This window comes from bacterium (assembly GCA_026708015.1).
Lineage (GTDB): Bacteria > Actinomycetota > Acidimicrobiia > Acidimicrobiales > Bin134 > Poriferisocius.
The window spans coordinates 1-16,113 of sequence record JAPOVT010000066.1 but is presented as its reverse complement, the minus strand read 5'-3'; the positions used below and the strand labels follow the sequence as shown (position 1 = coordinate 16,113).

Sequence of the window (16,113 nt, the reverse complement as noted above, 5' to 3'; positions counted from 1 at the left end):
CACCCGGCCGCGGACCCTCAGATCACGCCCGATACACAAAATTCCTGACAGACCCCAAGGGAGCGTCTGACAGACCCGCGAATGAGTATTGTGAGGCTGTGGTGAAGCTGAATATTGGCAGGAATCATCGGAAATTGCCGTGGTACGAGTACCTGAGCACCATGGTCGGCGGATTCGTGAGCATCCTGCTCGCTCGTTTGTTGGGCGGTTTAGGTATTCTCATCGCGGTTGCTGGCGCTTTGGCGTGCGGCTTTGTGGCGCTTTTTTTGGTCTACGAATTGGGCAAGCGGCTGGGCGAGCGGTTTTCCGCTCTTAGAAGCGAGCACGTTGGGTACTTTGACCGCTGATGGGCCGGTCATATATATATCTGCGTTCGCGGCTGGTGGGACCGGAGGTAGCGTGCCGGGGCTGCCGTCGTGCGGGACCGGCGATTACACGGTAAAGGTGCGCGCCGTTATCAGCTACGTCACCGACACTTTTGGGCCTTGGGTGGAGATACCCCACAAGGCGGAGGTGGCCACCTGGTGGCCGCCGGCTCGATCTCAGGTCTTTGGTGGGCACCTGGTGGCTGCTGGCTGGATCTCCCTGGCTCGGTCCGGTGGCCGTGGTGAACTCGATCCCCGGAGCGGGTGGCCGAGCTAGTGGCCAACTCGATCACGTCGATCAGCTCCGGGGCCTCCAGTTCGATCCCCGGAGCTGTGGCGGCCTCGCAGGGGCATAGGCGAATGAGTATTGTGAAGCTGTGGTGAAGCTGAATATCGGCAAGAACCGCAAGAAATTGCCATGGTACGATTATCTGGGCTCCATAGCTGGCACCTTCGTGGGTCTCTTGACCCTCACTATGTTGGACGGTTTAGGTTTTCTCATCGCGGCTGCTGGCGCTTTGGCGTGCGGCTTTGTGGCGGTCTTTTGGGCCTGCAGATTAGGTAAGCGGCTGGGCGAGTGGTTTCCCGCTCTCAAAAGCGAGCACGTTGGGTACTTCGACCGCTGACGGGCTGCTGAGCCCGGAACAGGCCGAGGCGGTGGCCGTCGCTGTGGCGAAGTGCGAAGAGCTTGCGGCTGTCGCCGGTGAGGTGCGGGAGGCTTTGGCCGACTTGGTGGCGGCTGTGGGCTACCACCCCGCCGCCGCGCACATCGGTCTGAGCGTAGGCTCACTCCAGCGCTGGGTGGTCAGAGTGCCAGTGACGGCCACGCTCGACGCCGCCCGCCGCCGACGCTCCCAAGTTTGAGCACAGCCCACCCCCGGCGGTGCTGTGCGCGAACGGTAGCCTCAAGAGCGGCAGGTGCGCGGGCACCACCGATCACGGCAAGCCGACGAAGTGCGCGAACGGCAGCCTAAAAGGAAGGGTGGGGAGGTGACGGGTGACCGGTTGGTACGTTTTCGTGGTGATCGTTGCTGGACGATTCGCTCGGGTTTTGTCCCAATTCTGTCGGACAGCGGCAGCGAGTCTGCTGGTGCTGGCGTTCTGCGCTTCGGTTGCGAGCGCACAGAATGCCTCTAGTGGCGGGTTCACCAGCGAAGACATCGCGGAACGCGACAACCTGATTGCCGCCCAGGAAACGCTGTTGAATGTCTATCGATGCCGATTCGGCGTCGACATTGGGGCTGTTCCCGGCGGTTGCACCAATGGCTATCCCACCCAGGGGTTTTCCCGACCGGGGGAGTTTGTGGGGATTCCCACTTCCGAAGACATTGCCGTTCGAGACGAGCTGATCGCCGTGCAGGAGGCGCTGCTCAACACCTACCGCTGCCGATTCGACTTCGAAATCGACACTCACGTCACTTCCGAAGGCTGCCCCGGCCAGGCCCCATTCGGAGCAGACTCGGTCGTTCACCCTCGACGACTGGTGCGGCCCGACGACCTCGAGGGCGATCCTCCGCCGGGGCTGATCACGCCAAGTGGGGTCTCGGTTGCCGTAGTGGGGGTGAATGAGGGGAGATTTGTGGTGGCGACACCGTGCGGCTCGATTTCGACGGTTCGTGCTGGTCTGCCCCTCCAGGGGGTGCGAGTGGTGATAGATCCCGGTCATGGAGGCTCATATGACGTCGGGGCAGTGGGACCCAACGGCTTGGCCGAGCGCGACTTGAACCTGACCCTCAGCCATGCGGTGCTGAACGAGTTATCGAGTCGGGGCATTCCGGCCGCTTCCACCCGGAATGGTCATTACGGGTCGTTGTTGTCGGTTCGAGCCGCCTTTGCCGGTGCCCTGGGAGCAGAAGCTCTGGTGTCGATCCACCACAACGGGCCCACCTACCGCACCGGGAACCAGCCGGGCACCGAGGTGTACGTGCAGTCGGTGTCGGCTCAACAGGCTCGCACCGATTCCGCTCGCCTCGGCGGGCTCCTCTATCAAGAGATCACCAACGCATTGTCAGGCTTCGACAACGTGGCGTGGAGCCGGGTGGCCGATGCAGGGGTGTTGCGGGTTTTGTTGCCCAGGGGTAGCGACGCCTACGGGATGATCAGACGGCCCAATGTTCCCGCGGTCCTCGTCGAGTACGGCTACCTGACCAACCGCTCCGAGGCCGCCTTGTTCGCTACCGACGAGTACATTCGCGTGGCGGCCAAAGCCACCGCCAATGCCATAGAGGCCTATCTGAACACCGACCGCTCGGGAACAGAGCCAAACCGGCGACCACGGGTTTTCGACCCGGCGCGGGCACCCTCTTCCTGCAACGAGGTGGCGTTGGAGTAGGGCTGGCTGGCGACTAGTTCCGCCAGTCGTCGTCTTCGAACTCTATGCCGAGTTCGGCGGCGGCCATCCGCAGGGCGGTATAGGCCTGAGCACTGGCCGGCCAGCCGGCGTAGTGGGCCAGATGCACCACCCATTCGGCCAGTTCGTTGGTGGTGAGGTCGCCCGACTCCAAGGCTGGCTTCAAGTGGTGGGGCAGGATGGGGCCGTTGCCGGTGGCGGCGATGGCAGTCAGCGTGACCAGGCGCCGTTCCCGCGTTCCCAGCGCAGGGCGGCTCCACACGTCGCTGAACACCCGCTTGGTGAACCGGAGGTACAGGTCGTCGCTGTCGGGGGGATCGGCCAGCATGATGTTGTTCCAGGCGACACGATCTGCTTCTTTTTTGTCCATCTGCGCAGCGTAGGGTATTGACGTGCAGATCGCCTTCATCCGCCACGGCCAGCCCGAGCGAGAGCGGAATATCGACAAAATTGCCGATCCCGGTTTGAGCGAGTTGGGCAAATGGCAGGCGGAGCGGCTGGCCGACTGGTTAGAGCACGAGCCTTTCGACCACATCATCTCCAGCACCAAGCGCCGGGCCATCGAGACCATCGAGCCGCTGGCCGCCCGTTTGGGCATGGACATCGAGCTGGAAGAGGACTTCACCGAGATCGACCGCAACTCCAAGGTGTACTTGCCCACCGAGCTGCTGGCGTCCGAGGGCGGCGAGTACTACGAGGCCATTCGAGCTCAGGACTACGCCGCAATCGGCTGGGACACTCCCGAGGAATTCCACAAGCGGGTGATGGCCGCCTTCGAGCGGTTGTGTGAGGCCCGACCTGGGCAGCACATCGCGGTGGCCTGCCACGGTGGCGTGGTCAACCGGGTGGTGTCCGAACTAGTGATGGCGTCGGAGCGGATTCATCTCCAGGTTTCCTATTCCGGCATCTGCCGAGTGTGGATCGACGACAATCGCCGGATGCTGATGAGCATGAACGAAACCGGCCATTGCTGCGCCACCCGCACCGAGGTCACCGGACACATGCGCGACGGGATCGTGGTCGCCCCTCAGTACTAGCGGCCTGCGTTTGGGCATTAGAATTTCTGGCGTGCATCGATTGCTGAGGAAGACGGAATCGCTGCTGCAGGTCGCCTTCTTGTCGACGCTGGTCATGCTTGCCGCGCTGCTGGCGGCGTGTGGCGATTCAGATGGCAGTGCTCCGAGCGTCGAGCAAGCCACCGCATCGTCGGCTCCTGCCGCAACTCCAACCGCCTCTCCCACCGAAGCTCCCACCGCTGTTCCCACCCCGACGCAAGCCGCAACCCCGGTGGCCGCTGAGGAGAATTTGGCGGAGCCGGAGCCAGCCGAACAAACACCCGTTGCCACCCCTACCGCGCCGCCGCCGACAAGCACACCGGAGCCAGCCGGGGCAGTTCTTCCCCCGGTCCCGACTCCGGCGGCCAGCACGGTGCGCGAGTTGTTGGCGCTGGGTCGGCCGTTGGTCATCGGCCACGCGGGGGGCGACCGCTCGTGGCCCCACTCCACCATGTACGCCTTCTCTCAGGCGGCTTATGCCGGGGTCGACGTATTGGAAATGGACTTGCAGATGACCGCCGACCGAGTGCTGGTGGTGCATCACGACGACACCGTCGACCGGACCACCAATGCCACCGGACGAGTGCGGGACATGACCTACGAAGAGCTTCAGGCGCTCGACAACGCCTACTGGTGGTCGGAGGAGTGGCCGAGCCACGACCTAGCTCCTGACGCCTACCCCTATCGGGGCATTCGCTCTGGTGATGTCGCTCCTCCCGAGGGGTACGGCCCCGATGACTTCCGGGTGGAGACATTCCGGGCGGTGGCGCTGGCGTTTCCAGAGCATGTGCTGGACGTGGAGATCAAGACTCCCGCAGGCGACGACGGCGAGGACGACATCGACTTCATCCTTGAGATGGCGGTAGTGCTGGCTGCGGAGATCGAGGAGTTAGATCGCACCGACTCGGTGGTGGTGGTGTCGTTCCGCGACGAGGCGCTGGTCGGATTCCGGGAATTGGCACCTGAAGTCGTTACCAGCCCTGGTCAGGATGCCTTGCCGACGTGGGCATTCGCATCGGTCCCGCTGCACCCCAACGACCTCATCTTGCAAGTGCCGCCCACCTTCAGCGGCCTTGACGTGCTCACTCCCGACCTGCTGGGCAAAGCCGCCGACGAAGGATTGGCGGTGTGGGTGTGGCCCAACGAGGACTGGCAGGAAGACCCCGATTACTACGCCGAGCTCATTGATCTACCGGTGGACGGGGTGATCGCGGGCCGGCCCGCCGAAGCAGTCGAGCGCTTCCGAGCCGACGGCGACATCCCCTGATCTGATTGGGCTGGATCAGCCCAGATCGAGTTCAGCCCAGCTCTGGGCCAGGTCGTCGAACCAGGCCTGGGCTCGGTCCATGCGCCAGCAGAACAACGACATCACCACATTGATGGTGGTTGCGCCCGCCTCTGCCCACTCAGTGGCCGCACCCATGCTGGCCTTGATGGAGGGGCGGCCGTCGCCGCCGGGCACCGCGTCGATGTCGCCCTGAACGCCGAAGCCGTCAGTGCTACGGCCGGCGGCGCCGAGAGCTTTCCGTAGCCATTCCACCCCATCGGCCACTTCTTCGATAGTGCCGTAGGGGGGCGGTATCCAGCCGTCGGCGTGTTCGACGATGCGGGCCAAGTTGTTGGGGTGGAGCGCACCAGCCACCCAGACGGGGATGCCGTCAGGCTGGGCCGGTTTGGGTTCGCACCAGATGTCGTCGAAGTTGACGGTGGCAGAGTGAAACGAGGCCGGAGAGTCCCGCCACAGCGCCTTGCAGGCGGCAATGGAGTCAGTGAGACGCTGACCCCGCTGGTTCCAGGGAACGCCGGCCGCTTCGTACTCCTCCCGCTGCCAGCCGGTGCCCACGCCTATTTCCAGGCGGCCTTGGGAGAGCACGTCCATGGTGGCCAGGGTCTTGGCCAGCACGGCGGCGGGACGAAGGGGGGCGATCAGGATCTTGGTGCTGAATCTCACTTGCTGGGTGACGGCGGCCATGTGAGCGATGGAGGCCAGCGGCTCCAGCCATGCGGTTTCGGGTGGGAACGGGAAGGGACCGTATGGATACTTGTCGGTGTGCTGGCCCATGACCACGTGATCGGTGAGCATGATGCGGTCGACTCCGGCTTGTTCGGCCATCTGGGCGAGGTCGGCGATCTGGTGAAAGTTGTTGTCTCGGAAGATGGGGCCGAACGACGGCAGTGTGACGGAGAGGGTTGGCATAGCCATATTGTTGTCGGATGCTCGAGGGCGGGACGTTTTGGGGGATGGTGGAGCGGCGGGCGGAGCTGACGCCGGATGCTCTGATGATCATTGATGATCGGGATCAGATGCTCACGTTTGCCGAGTATCGGGATGCGGCGCTGCGGGCGGCCGCGGGCTTGGTTGAGTTGGGAGCGGGGCCGGGGGTGTCGGTTTCTTGGCAGTTGCCCACTTGGCCGTCCACTTTGGTGTTGCAGGCGGCGTTGGCTCGGTTGGGAGCAGTGCAGAATCCGATCATCCCGGTGTATCGGGAGCGGGAGGTGGGTTTCTGCGTTCGCCAGACTGGGGCGCGGCTTTTCTTGGTGCCGTCGGTGTGGCGGGGGTTCGACTACCAGGCCATGGCGGAGGGGATCGCCGCTGAGGTCGAGGGGCTGGATGTGGTGGTAGGCGACGGGGAATTGCCGGAGAGCGATCCATCAGTGTTGGACGACATTCCTGCCCCTGAGGATCCCGAGGGAATTCGGTGGGTGTACTACACGTCGGGCACCACGTCTGATCCCAAAGGTGCCCGCCACTGCGACACGTCGGTGATGGCGTCGGGCATCGCCATGGTGGAGCGCCAGCACGTGACCGCCGACGACAAGTTCGGACTGGCCTTCCCGTTCGCCCACATCGGCGGGGTGTCAAACCTGTCGGTGTCGTTGGGCTCGGGCTGCACCCTGGTGATTGCCGAAGCGTTCGATCCCACCGAGACCACCGCGCTATTCGCTCGCCACGACGTCACCCTGGTGGGCGGGGGTCCGGCCTTCTTCATGGCCTTTGTGGCTGAGCAGCGCAAGCAGCCCGGCCAGTCGATCCTGCCCCGGCTCCGGCTCTTCTCCGGCGGCGGGGCGCCGATGCCGGCATCTCAGCACTATGAGGTACAGACCGAGATCGGCGGGCGGGGGTGCGGCCACGCCTGGGGGATGACTGAGGCACCGATCATCGCCCAGAACACCCCTGACGATGTCGACGAGAAACTGGCCGAGACGGAGGGCCGGCCGCTGGCGGGCGCGGAGATCAAGGTGGTGGGCTTCGACGGCGAACCGGCTGAAGCTGGTGTGGAAGGGGAGCTGTGGATCCGGGGGCCCATGGTGTGCCGGGGGTACATGGACGACGTCTTGACTGCGTCTGCGTTCGACGGGGACTGGTTCCACACTGGCGACGTGGGGTTTCTCGATGCTGAGGGGTATGTGACTCTCACCGGGCGGGTGAAGGACATCATCATCCGCAAGGGGGAGAACATCTCGGCCACCGAAATCGAAGACCTGCTGTTCGCCCACCCGAAGGTGCTTGACACCGGGGTGATCGGGCTGCCTGACGAGGAGCGGGGCGAGCGGGTTTGCGCTGTGGTGGAGATGGCAACTGGTGCCGAGGGGCTGACCCTGGCCGAGGTTGGCGACTATTTCCGGGAGGCGGGGATCATGCCCCAGAAGATCCCCGAGCAGATCGAAGTCGTTGAGTCGCTGCCTCGGAACGCCACCGGCAAGGTTCTGAAGCACGAGCTCCGGGCCCAATTCAGCGACTAGAGCAGCTGGCCCACCCCGTGGATGGCGAGGCCGGCCAGAGCGCCTATAAGGGTGCCGTTGATGCGGATGAATTGGAGATCGCGGCCGACTCGGCGCTCGATGCGTTCGCTGGTGTCGTCGGCATCCCAGCGGGCCACCGTGCTGCCGATCACGTTGGCCACCTCGGCTTGGGCATGGCGGGCCAGCAATCCCACTGCGGAAACCAGCCACCCGTCGACCCGGTTCTGGAAGGTGGAGTCGCTCTGCAATGACTCACCGGCCCGGGCCAGAATCGCCTCCACCCGGGTTGCCAACCGCTGGTTGGTTTGAAGGCGCTGGGCGTAGCTTCTCAGGCCGGCATCTATGCGCAGGCGTAGCTCGTGGTTGGGATCGTCGGCCATGTCGGCCAGCACTCCCCGCACCCCCCTATGGAGGCGGGTGAAGATGTGGTGGTCGAGTACTTTGGGGGTGTAGACGGGGGCTTCTTCCACGATGCGGTCTCGCAGCACCTCGTAGTTGTCCACCAAGAAGCGGTCGGCCCGCTCCACGGCGGCATCCACCATTGAACGGTGGTGCCCGCCACCCACCATCGACTCCAACAGCCGGCCCAATGCGGGGCCCGACACCAGCCCGGCATCCCCCTCGGTGGCCAGCCATCTCCCCAGAGCCTCGGCGGGGGCCCGATCGGCCACCCAATGAGCCAGATCGTCAGGGTCGAAGAAGTTGTCCTGCACGAACTCGCCCAGGCTGGCGCCGATCGCATCTTTGCGCCGGGGGATGATGGCGGTGTGGGGGATGGGAATCCCCAGCGGGTGTTTGAACAGGGCGGTCACCGCGAACCAGTCGGCCAAACCGCCGATCATTGCTGCCTCGGCAGCCGCCTCCACATAGCCAGCCCAGCCATCGCCATCGGTGAGCACTTGCATCACCACAAACAGGGCGGCAGCAGCCAACAGCAGGCCGGTAGCCCGCCGCTTGGCCCGGCGCAGCGACGCCGGGTCGCTCAGGCGACCGTTTGGGGCATCCATGACCCGCGGATCTGCTCGGCCCACGGGTAGCGCAGCGGCTCGATGAGCTGAAACGGCCCGTCCATGCCGACGTCGGTAGTCGCGGGCCGGGAGGGGGTGGCGGCCCGCAGCGCGGGGACCACCTCGGCGGGGTCGCCCTCGATCATGTGCAGGTCGATGGCGGTGTCGGGGGCAAATCGGGAGGTGAACGACACCACCGCATGCACGCCCTCTACCGCCACCGCCCCGGGGGCGTAGATGGCGTGGTGCCAATGTTGATCGCCCAGACCCCGGCGCAGCACCACATGAATATCGGTGTGGGAGATGTGGGGGATGTCGCCGGGATCGGCCTTCAGTGCGGGGTCGGCCACTGCCCAGTCGAGGGCGAGGGCATCGCCCAGTCGCACGATCTTCTTCTCGTCGGGGAACATCCGGTCGGCTTCCACCAGCACCTCCCGGTAGTCGGTCATGGTGGCCATCACGCCGTCAACGTCGCCGCACAGCCAATAGATGGTGAGAAAGGCGCTGCGCCCGTCGGAGAACGCCTCATCGCAGCCGTCGGGCCGAAGCTCCTGGTGGCTGGGCGGGGCCACGTAGCGGCGGCCGTGCATCACATCCGTCAAAGCGATGTTGGGGGGCAGGTGCTCGAGGTCGTACCAGCGGTTCCAGTCCTCGATGGCGTCGGCGTCGCAGTCGAGACCGGCAAAGATGATTCCGGTTGTCTCCATGGATTCATGCTATGACGCTGGGGTGGATTTCCTTTTGTTGGCCGGTTCCGCCATCGTCGGAAGCTGATTGGGCTGCTTGATGGATTTCGTGTCGCTGGAGGGCGGGTCGTTTCTTATGGGCACCGAGGAGGTGTGGTTTGAGGGCGACGGCGAGGGGCCGGTGCGGGAGGTGGTGCTGAGCCCGTACCAGATCGCAGCCACCGCCGTGACCAACGACGAATTCGCGGCCTTTGTCGAGGCCACCGGGTATGTAACCGTTGCTGAGCGGGAGGGGTGGTCGTTCGTGTTCGGCGGGCTGTTGCCCGACGACTTTCAGCCCACCCGAGGAGTGGTTGGTGCTGAGTGGTGGCGTCAAGTGGAAGGGGCCCGCTGGTCTCATCCCGAGGGACCGAAGTCGTCGGTGGAGGAACGGGGCAACCACCCCGTGGTCCACGTGTCGTGGTTCGACGCCGCGGCCTGCGCGGCCTGGTACGGCGCCCGGTTGCCCACCGAGGCCGAGTGGGAGCACGCCGCTCGGGGCGGGCTGGTGCAAGCCCGGTTGCCGTGGGGCGACGAAATGAGCCCCGACGGGGAGCCCCGACTGAACATCTGGGAGGGGGAATTTCCCAGCCACAACACCGCCGAGGACGGCTTCGTGGGCACCGCCCCGGTGAACCAGTACGAGCCCAACGGGTACGGGCTCTACAACTGCTCGGGCAACGTGTGGGAGTGGTGCGCCGACTGGTTCGACAACCGGTTCCCCTCTGAGCGGCCCTTGGTCGATCCGCTGGGGCCGCCCCAAGGCCGGGCGAGGTCCATTCGGGGCGGTTCGTACCTCTGCCACGACTCCTACTGCAATCGGTACCGGGTGGCCGCCCGCCACGCCAACGAGCCGTCGTCCACCACCGGGCACATGGGGTTCCGACTGGCCGCCAATGCGGGGACCGAGGTCGGCCCGGGCGCCGGCTCCAAGATGCGCTGATCTTGGACCGATCGGTAACGTCACCGCCATGAAGTTGGACTTGCTGTACGAAGTGGATGCGCCCAAACCTTGGGGAAAGCCCCATCCCTGGGGCCAGCGGGAGCGGGAGCAGAAGGCATACAAGGACGCCGTTGAGCAGATCAAACTGGCCGACACCTTCGGGTTCAACACCATTTGGGCGGTGGAGCACCACTTCCGGGAGGGGCGCTCGCACTGCCCGGCATCCGAGGTACTGCTCGGTGCCCTGTCGATGGTGACCGAGAACATCAAGATGGGCTTCGGCGTGACCCTCACGCCGTTCGGATTCATTCCGCCCCAGCGGATCGCCGAGAAGGTGGCCACCGTCGACATCTTGTCCAACGGTCGGGCGGTGTGGGGCACCGGCCGGTCCACCCCCATGGAGCAGATCGCCTTCGGGGTCGACCGGGAACGCTCCCGGGACGACTGGCAGGAGGCCATCGAGATCGTCTGCGGCATGTGGCGGGAGGAGTACTTCGAGTACGACTCGCCCCGGTTCAAGTTCCCCAAGCGCATGGTCACCCCCAAGCCGATGCAGTACCCCCACCCCCCGGCGTGGATGGCGTGCGCCTCGGAGAACTCCGCCGCAGTGGCCGGCAAAGCAGGCATGGGCATGCTGTCGTTCTCCATCATGCAGCCGCTGGAGGCCATGGCCCGCCACATCCGCAATTACCGGGCCGCGGCCGAGAACCCCGAGCCCATCACCGACGTGACCACCAACGCCACTGCGGCCTACACCCTGGTGCACTGCGCCGACACCCCCCAGCAGGTGCTGGACAACGACGTATGGCGCTCAGTGGAGTGGTGGTACACCAACCTGGCCCAGTTCACGCTGGACTGGGAGCTGCCCGAGCTGTCACAGGAGGAGCGGGACGCAACGTTCCCGCTGCTCAAGCCGCTCATGGAGGAGGGGATCGACGATCTCATCCACCACTTCGACGAGGCCGACATGATCGTGGTGGGCGACGTGGACACCTGCTACGAGAAGATGAAGCACTACGCCGACCTCGGCGTCGATCAGCTCATCTGCTACGTGCAGTTCGGCTACCACTCCCACGAGTCGATCATGCGCACCATCGAGCTGCTGGGCAAAGAGATCATCCCCGAACTCGAGAACTACACCCCCACCCCCAAAACCTCCTGAGGTCACTTTCGGGACATTGAGGAAGAAAAAGAAAATAGTGAAGAAAGTGACAACAGGGAAGAAAAAGAAAATAGTGAAGCATTGAGGTAGGTTGGGGGGGTGGAGGGAGAACGACCCCGCTATTTTCCCGACGAGGGGGATGTCCCGGATTCACAGCCGTTCACTCCAGGGTTCGGGAGCACGCCGCCGTGTTTGGTGGGGAGGGATGAGCTGATCCGCGACGTGTGCGCTCTGCTGGCTGGAGATCCCGCAAGCGAGGGAGGGGCAAATGTGTTGCTGGCTCCCCGGGGTTTGGGCAAGACGGTCGTGTTGAACGAGATTGAGGACGCGGCCCAAGAGGAGCGGGGCTGGCTAGTTCTGTCAGTCTCAGGTACCGACGGCGATCCGATTGCGGAAACGCACAAGGCAGTCCTTCGAGCACACGACTACTGGGCGCAAACTCACGGTGAACCCGCCAAGCGACAGGTGTCTGGCATGAGCGTAGGAGCAGCAGGCTTGACGGCCGGTGTCTCGTTCGACGAGGAGGCCGATCTGAGGCGAACGGGATATGGCGATGACCTTCGGCGCGATCTAGGGGAGCTTGCGGGCGCGGCTGCCCGAATTGGTGTCCGTGTGCTGCTCACCATGGACGAGATGCATGCGATCCCACTGGCCAAAGCTCGACAGCTAGGCTCGTACATTCAGCACATCGCCAAGCGGGAACGACAGGCGCTGGTATTTGTGGGAGCGGCACTGCCCTATATCACCGAAACCCTGCTGGCCGACCGGAAATCGACATTTCTGCAACGCCTTGCTGTCCACAGGGTGGACAACTTGTCTGAACCCGAGACAAGGCGCGGACTTCGAGAGCCAATTGAAATGCACGGGGGCCTCATAGGTGAAGACGCCTTGGACATTGCCACCTCCGCTGTGGCTGGCCATCCGTACATGCTTCAGTTGGTGGGAGACAGGATGTGGCGCGCTGCGGGGGGTGCGAACAACCCAATCGCCAGCAACCACGCAAAAGGAGCTGTCGCCGGGGCTACAGAGTCGCTAGAAGATCACTTGTTTGCCCCGACATGGGAGAGCCTGTCGGACACCGACAAGCGCTTCCTGGCAGCCTTGGCCGTTCTTGCTGAGGGAGATGATTCGCCACGGGTCGCTGCGATATGCGAAGAGGCTGGCATTGGCAAGTCCAGCGCTAGCGCATATCGCAGGCGCCTGCTCCTGTCGGGGATGGCAAGTCCTGGGAGTCGAGGCAGATTGAAGCTGGCACACCCGGCTATTGGACCCTGGTTACGCCGATCAATCGCAGCTAGCGCAGTGCGCGTCCCCGAAGCTCCCTTACCGGGGATCTGACGTGTAAACCGGCTAGCCATTCCGGATGCTTCATTGTCGGCAAGTACTTCTTTTGGTTTAAAAAAACCCAATTTTATTGTAACTGTAAATGCCCAAGATGAGAGCGGAAAGGAATACTCATTCCGCAAGACTGTAAGCATATATGGCTAGCTCACTTAGCGGAGACTGCTGTCGTGCATGATTTGCGCTTCTGCTCCTTCGGCTGGACATGAATCAGGAGACCATTCAGTGCATGACAGCGCCGCTGTCTCAGGGGCGGACTTCGACGAATCCGGCGGCGGTGAAGTCGCCGTCGAATGCCAGGGCCTCCGTTATTCGCTCCCGTCGCATGATTTCGAAGCTGACCGCATCCACATAGGAGTAGGCCCGCTCGTCGTGTCGGCGCAGCCATTCCCAGGCTCGCTCGTCGATGTGGGCATCCACCGGGGCTCGGGAAACACGGCCCGACTGGTCAATGGTGTCTAGAAATCGAACAGCCGCCCCGTGGTCGGCTCGGTACCTGAGCAAGGTCCACGTCTCGCCGAGCACCAGATTGGAAGTGCGAACAGGCTCGTTATCCCTGGTCCACAAGGCGGTGGCATCGGGGTGCCGCCGGTCTCGGGGAAGCAGCAGGCCAACCCAAAATGAAGTGTCAGCGAATCTCACTGGAGATAAATGGCAGCGTCGATGTCGTCGATGGGATCGATGTCAACAGATCCGATCAGGGCGTCGACTGGGTCATGGCTTTCGGAGAGCGCATGCTCTAGGGACTGGCGCACGGCCATCCTGACCAATTCGGATCGGGTCCTGCCGGATCGCGCTGCCTCCGCAGTGAGGGCGTGATCCAGATCGTCATCCATATATAGCTGTATACGCCGCACAAGGTCAATATACACCACATTTCTTAGAGTCAGGCTGGGTATCGGGAATTCGGTCCTCCACGGGTGCTCGCGGAGAGGCGGGGTTTACGCTTGAAGGATGGCGCAGGAAGGCCTCAGCCGGGCTGAGATGATCGAGGCATCGGGTCTGGCCGCTGAGCAGGTGGATCTGGCCATCGATGCTGGATTGGTGATTCCCGACGATTCTGGTCGGTTCAAAGAAGACGCGGTCACGATGCTGCAAGCCGGTGCCGCCCTCGTGGCGGTCGGGGTGAGTGTGCCCGACCTGGCCGCGCTGGCTGTTCGCCACGCCCGCAACGTGGAGGCGGTGGTGGATGAGGCGGTGGATCTGTTCTTGGATGCCATGGGCACCGAAAGTTTGGACAACAACGACCTGGAGAATCTGACTCCGCTGGTTGAGGCGCTGGTGCCTCAAGTGGTGGCGCTGGTAGGCGAGCACTTTCGCCGGACCCTGCTGAGCAGGGCGGCAGCCCGGCTGGCAGAGCGAGTGAAATGAAGCCTCTGGAGGAATTCACCTCGTGGTCCGGCGACGACCGGGTCTTTTGGCGGGCCCCGGGCGTCGACGCCATGGCTGGGTTGGGAGCGGCGCGGGCTGTCGAAGTTGATGGTCGTTGGCGCTTTGAGGCCGCCGCCGCAGCCGCCGCTGAGTTGTTGGATGAGGGGGAGGTTGCTTTTGCCGGCTTCGGTTTCGCTGATCGGTCGGGAACAGGGGCGTGGGACGGATATCCGAGCGGGCGGTTGGTGGTGCCGGAGCGGATTATTCGGGGGTCGGCACAGGGAGCAGGCCACACCGACGGCGACAGCGCCTTGCGGGTTGAAGATGGAACTCGGGCCACCTATCGAGACGCGGTGAAGCAGGCCGCTGATGCCATCGATGCCGGAGAGCTGGCCAAGGTGGTGGTCGCTCGAGAGGTGGAGGCGGTCGGCCGCATTGACCCCGCGGTGGTGCTGTCCCGGCTGTCAGATCGGTTCGAGTCGTGTGCGATATTCGGTTTTGGCCGAGGGAGGTCGTGCTTTGTGGGTGCGAGCCCTGAGGTTTTGGCAGAGCTCAACGGCGATGTGGTTACCACCTTTGCAGTGGCCGGCACCGCTCCTCGAGGGGCCACACCGGCCGACGACTATGCAATCGCCGAGCGGTTGGCCACCGATCCCAAGGAGCAGGCCGAGCACCACTATGTAGTCGAATACCTGCGCACCCGCTTGGCCCTCGCTGGAGTGGAGTTGGATCCCACCGGCGATACCGAGGTTAGGACGCTGCCCGGCATTCACCACCTAGCCACCACTGTTACTGGCCGGATCGCCCCTGAGCCCGGCATGGCCCTGCGCCTGGCGGGTGCTCTGCACCCCACACCGGCAGTGGGGGGCACGCCGACCACGTTCGCACAGCAGTGGATCGCCGAGCATGAGGGCCTTGACCGCGGGTGGTACGCCGGGCCAGTTGGGTGGATTGACCACCGGGGCTGCGGCTCGTTCTACGTGGCGCTGCGCTCGGCGTTGATCGGACCCGACGGGATGCGCCTATATGCCGGGGCGGGCATCGTGTCCGGGTCCGACCCCGAACAGGAACTCATAGAGACCGACGTCAAGTTCGCGGCTGTGCTGGATGTGGTGACATGACCGACCTGGCCTACCGGGCCACCGGCAGGTTCTGGGCTGAGCTGGCGGCCTGCGGGATTGCCGACGTGGTGGTGTCGCCCGGGTCCCGGTCGACCCCCCTCGCGGTGACCGCCCGCAATCAGGAAGATTTGCGGGTCACCGTGCAGCTCGACGAGCGGGTGGCTGGATTCTGCGCCTTGGGGATGGCAAAAGCGTCGGGTCGCCCAGTTGCGGTGGTGTGCACGTCGGGGACTGCGGCGGCCAATCTCTTCCCGGCAGTGGTGGAGGCTCATCACAGCGGGGTGCCGCTGGTGGTTTGCACCGCCGACCGACCCCCGGAGCTGCGAGATGCCGGCGCCGGCCAGACCATCGATCAGGTGAAGCTCTACGGGGACCATGTCCGCTGGTACGCCGAGACTCCCTGCGACCTCGACGATTCCGACTATTTCGCCAGACTGGCCGTTCGGGCGGCCACCGCCGCTGGGGCGGGTCCCAATCTGGGGCCGGTGCATCTCAATTGGCCGTTTCGCAAGCCGCTGGAACCCCAAGGTCCGATTCCCCGATTCGGTGCATCCGTGGGCCAGTCAATTGCCCCGGTCCGGACACTTGTGGAAGCCGATGTGGACGCGGTGCGGCAATTGGCCGGTCGTCGGGGCTTGATCGTGTCGGGCGCATTGGATGTGGACGACGCCGGTGCCGCAGCCATCGTCGCCTTTGCCGAGACGGCGGGGTGGCCGGTGGTGGCCGACGCCGGATCGCAGCTCCGGGGCCGGGGGCCAATGGTGCTGGATGGTGCGGAGTGGGTGCTGAGACGCACCGACTTGGCCCCCGACGTGCTGGTGCGCATCGGCGGTCCCCCCAGCAATCGGGCGATTATCGACTTAGTGGCGTCGTGCGGGGCGACCGATCGGCTATTGGTGGATTCCCGCCGCCGCTGGGAGGATCCTTCG

19 protein-coding genes are annotated in these 16,113 nt (G+C 64.3%); 13 read left to right on the top strand and 6 right to left on the bottom strand.

What is annotated here, in order from left to right; translation table 11 throughout:
• The 4 genes from OXG30_17090 to OXG30_17075 all read left to right on the top strand — a co-directional run.
• Window positions 1-347: hypothetical protein (locus OXG30_17090; GenBank protein MCY4136606.1), on the top strand; the 347-nt coding region annotated here is incomplete at its 5' end.
• Window positions 348-742: 395 nt separating this feature from the next.
• Window positions 743-991 carry a hypothetical protein gene (locus OXG30_17085; protein MCY4136605.1) on the top strand — a complete coding sequence of 83 codons (249 nt, stop codon included), beginning with the start codon at window positions 743-745 and terminating at the stop codon, window positions 989-991.
• Complete coding sequence (locus tag OXG30_17080; protein ID MCY4136604.1) at window positions 972-1,229, top strand: hypothetical protein; 258 nt, start codon at window positions 972-974, stop codon at window positions 1,227-1,229. Before OXG30_17085 ends, OXG30_17080 begins: the two co-directional genes overlap by 20 nt.
• A gap of 133 nt (window positions 1,230-1,362) precedes the next feature.
• On the top strand, window positions 1,363-2,697 hold the full coding sequence (locus OXG30_17075; protein MCY4136603.1) for an N-acetylmuramoyl-L-alanine amidase: 1,335 nt from the start codon (window positions 1,363-1,365) through the stop codon (window positions 2,695-2,697).
• Between the two features lie 13 nt (window positions 2,698-2,710).
• Here the strand turns inward: OXG30_17075 and OXG30_17070 are convergent, their stop codons facing one another.
• Entirely contained in the window at window positions 2,711-3,085 is a 375-nt protein-coding gene (locus tag OXG30_17070; protein MCY4136602.1) for a carboxymuconolactone decarboxylase family protein, read from the bottom strand.
• A 22-nt stretch (window positions 3,086-3,107) separates the two neighbouring features.
• Here OXG30_17070 and OXG30_17065 point away from each other — a divergent pair, with 22 nt between their 5' ends.
• Window positions 3,108-3,752, top strand: a complete 645-nt coding sequence (locus OXG30_17065) for a histidine phosphatase family protein (GenBank protein MCY4136601.1) — start codon at window positions 3,108-3,110, stop codon at window positions 3,750-3,752.
• A 31-nt stretch (window positions 3,753-3,783) separates the two neighbouring features.
• Window positions 3,784-5,037 carry a glycerophosphodiester phosphodiesterase family protein gene (locus tag OXG30_17060; protein MCY4136600.1) on the top strand — a complete coding sequence of 418 codons (1,254 nt, stop codon included), beginning with the start codon at window positions 3,784-3,786 and terminating at the stop codon, window positions 5,035-5,037.
• 15 nt (window positions 5,038-5,052) lie between these two features.
• Here OXG30_17060 and OXG30_17055 read toward each other — a convergent pair whose 3' ends face one another.
• Window positions 5,053-5,967, bottom strand: coding sequence for a TIGR03619 family F420-dependent LLM class oxidoreductase (locus OXG30_17055; protein ID MCY4136599.1), 915 nt, complete (start codon window positions 5,965-5,967; stop codon window positions 5,053-5,055).
• Window positions 5,968-5,984: 17 nt separating this feature from the next.
• Here OXG30_17055 and OXG30_17050 point away from each other — a divergent pair, with 17 nt between their 5' ends.
• Window positions 5,985-7,514, top strand: a complete 1,530-nt coding sequence (locus tag OXG30_17050; protein MCY4136598.1) for an AMP-binding protein — start codon at window positions 5,985-5,987, stop codon at window positions 7,512-7,514.
• On the opposite strand, the gene OXG30_17045 is transcribed toward OXG30_17050, so the two are convergent.
• A complete protein-coding gene (locus OXG30_17045; GenBank protein ID MCY4136597.1) occupies window positions 7,511-8,521 on the bottom strand; it encodes a DUF445 domain-containing protein in 1,011 nt (336 codons plus the stop codon). The two genes, OXG30_17050 and OXG30_17045, sit on opposite strands and share 4 nt — an antisense overlap.
• Entirely contained in the window at window positions 8,497-9,228 is a 732-nt protein-coding gene (locus OXG30_17040) for a hypothetical protein (GenBank protein ID MCY4136596.1), read from the bottom strand. The genes OXG30_17045 and OXG30_17040 overlap by 25 nt, the downstream gene beginning before the upstream one ends.
• Window positions 9,229-9,307: 79 nt before the next feature.
• On the opposite strand from OXG30_17040, the gene OXG30_17035 reads away from it, so the two are divergent.
• From OXG30_17035 to OXG30_17025, 3 genes are all read left to right on the top strand, one after another.
• Entirely contained in the window at window positions 9,308-10,189 is an 882-nt protein-coding gene (locus tag OXG30_17035; protein MCY4136595.1) for a formylglycine-generating enzyme family protein, read from the top strand.
• 28 nt (window positions 10,190-10,217) lie between these two features.
• Complete coding sequence (locus OXG30_17030) at window positions 10,218-11,351, top strand: LLM class flavin-dependent oxidoreductase (protein MCY4136594.1); 1,134 nt, start codon at window positions 10,218-10,220, stop codon at window positions 11,349-11,351.
• A gap of 99 nt (window positions 11,352-11,450) precedes the next feature.
• The gene (locus tag OXG30_17025; protein MCY4136593.1) at window positions 11,451-12,689 is read left to right on the top strand and encodes an ATP-binding protein; all 1,239 of its coding nucleotides are present in this window, start codon (window positions 11,451-11,453) and stop codon (window positions 12,687-12,689) included.
• 249 nt (window positions 12,690-12,938) lie between these two features.
• Here OXG30_17025 and OXG30_17020 read toward each other — a convergent pair whose 3' ends face one another.
• Together OXG30_17020 and OXG30_17015 are read right to left on the bottom strand one after the other, a co-directional pair.
• Complete coding sequence (locus OXG30_17020) at window positions 12,939-13,334, bottom strand: PIN domain-containing protein (protein MCY4136592.1); 396 nt, start codon at window positions 13,332-13,334, stop codon at window positions 12,939-12,941.
• Entirely contained in the window at window positions 13,331-13,549 is a 219-nt protein-coding gene (locus OXG30_17015; GenBank protein MCY4136591.1) for a ribbon-helix-helix domain-containing protein, read from the bottom strand. The genes OXG30_17020 and OXG30_17015 overlap by 4 nt, the downstream gene beginning before the upstream one ends.
• Window positions 13,550-13,646: 97 nt before the next feature.
• Here OXG30_17015 and OXG30_17010 point away from each other — a divergent pair, with 97 nt between their 5' ends.
• From OXG30_17010 to menD, 3 genes are all read left to right on the top strand, one after another.
• Window positions 13,647-14,063: a hypothetical protein gene (locus OXG30_17010; GenBank protein ID MCY4136590.1), complete on the top strand. Its 417-nt coding sequence runs from the start codon at window positions 13,647-13,649 to the stop codon at window positions 14,061-14,063.
• Entirely contained in the window at window positions 14,060-15,184 is a 1,125-nt protein-coding gene (locus tag OXG30_17005) for an isochorismate synthase (protein MCY4136589.1), read from the top strand. The genes OXG30_17010 and OXG30_17005 overlap by 4 nt, the downstream gene beginning before the upstream one ends.
• The coding region (gene menD, locus OXG30_17000; protein MCY4136588.1) for a 2-succinyl-5-enolpyruvyl-6-hydroxy-3-cyclohexene-1-carboxylic-acid synthase at window positions 15,181-16,113 on the top strand (933 nt) is incomplete at its 3' end. The genes OXG30_17005 and menD, both read left to right, overlap by 4 nt.

Bases quoted from the DNA above. Each gene is read 5' to 3' on its own strand.
- OXG30_17070 (MCY4136602.1), bottom strand. From the start codon at position 3,085: ATGGACAAAAAAGAAGCAGATCGTGTCGCCTGGAACAACATCATGCTG.
- OXG30_17055 (MCY4136599.1), bottom strand. From the start codon at position 5,967: ATGCCAACCCTCTCCGTCACACTGCCGTCGTTCGGCCCCATCTTCCGA.
- OXG30_17050 (MCY4136598.1), top strand. From the start codon at position 5,985: ATGCTCGAGGGCGGGACGTTTTGGGGGATGGTGGAGCGGCGGGCGGAG.
- OXG30_17045 (MCY4136597.1), bottom strand. From the start codon at position 8,521: ATGGATGCCCCAAACGGTCGCCTGAGCGACCCGGCGTCGCTGCGCCGG.
- OXG30_17040 (MCY4136596.1), bottom strand. From the start codon at position 9,228: ATGGAGACAACCGGAATCATCTTTGCCGGTCTCGACTGCGACGCCGAC.
- OXG30_17035 (MCY4136595.1), top strand. From the start codon at position 9,308: ATGGATTTCGTGTCGCTGGAGGGCGGGTCGTTTCTTATGGGCACCGAG.
- OXG30_17030 (MCY4136594.1), top strand. From the start codon at position 10,218: ATGAAGTTGGACTTGCTGTACGAAGTGGATGCGCCCAAACCTTGGGGA.
- OXG30_17010 (MCY4136590.1), top strand. From the start codon at position 13,647: ATGGCGCAGGAAGGCCTCAGCCGGGCTGAGATGATCGAGGCATCGGGT.
- OXG30_17005 (MCY4136589.1), top strand. From the start codon at position 14,060: ATGAAGCCTCTGGAGGAATTCACCTCGTGGTCCGGCGACGACCGGGTC.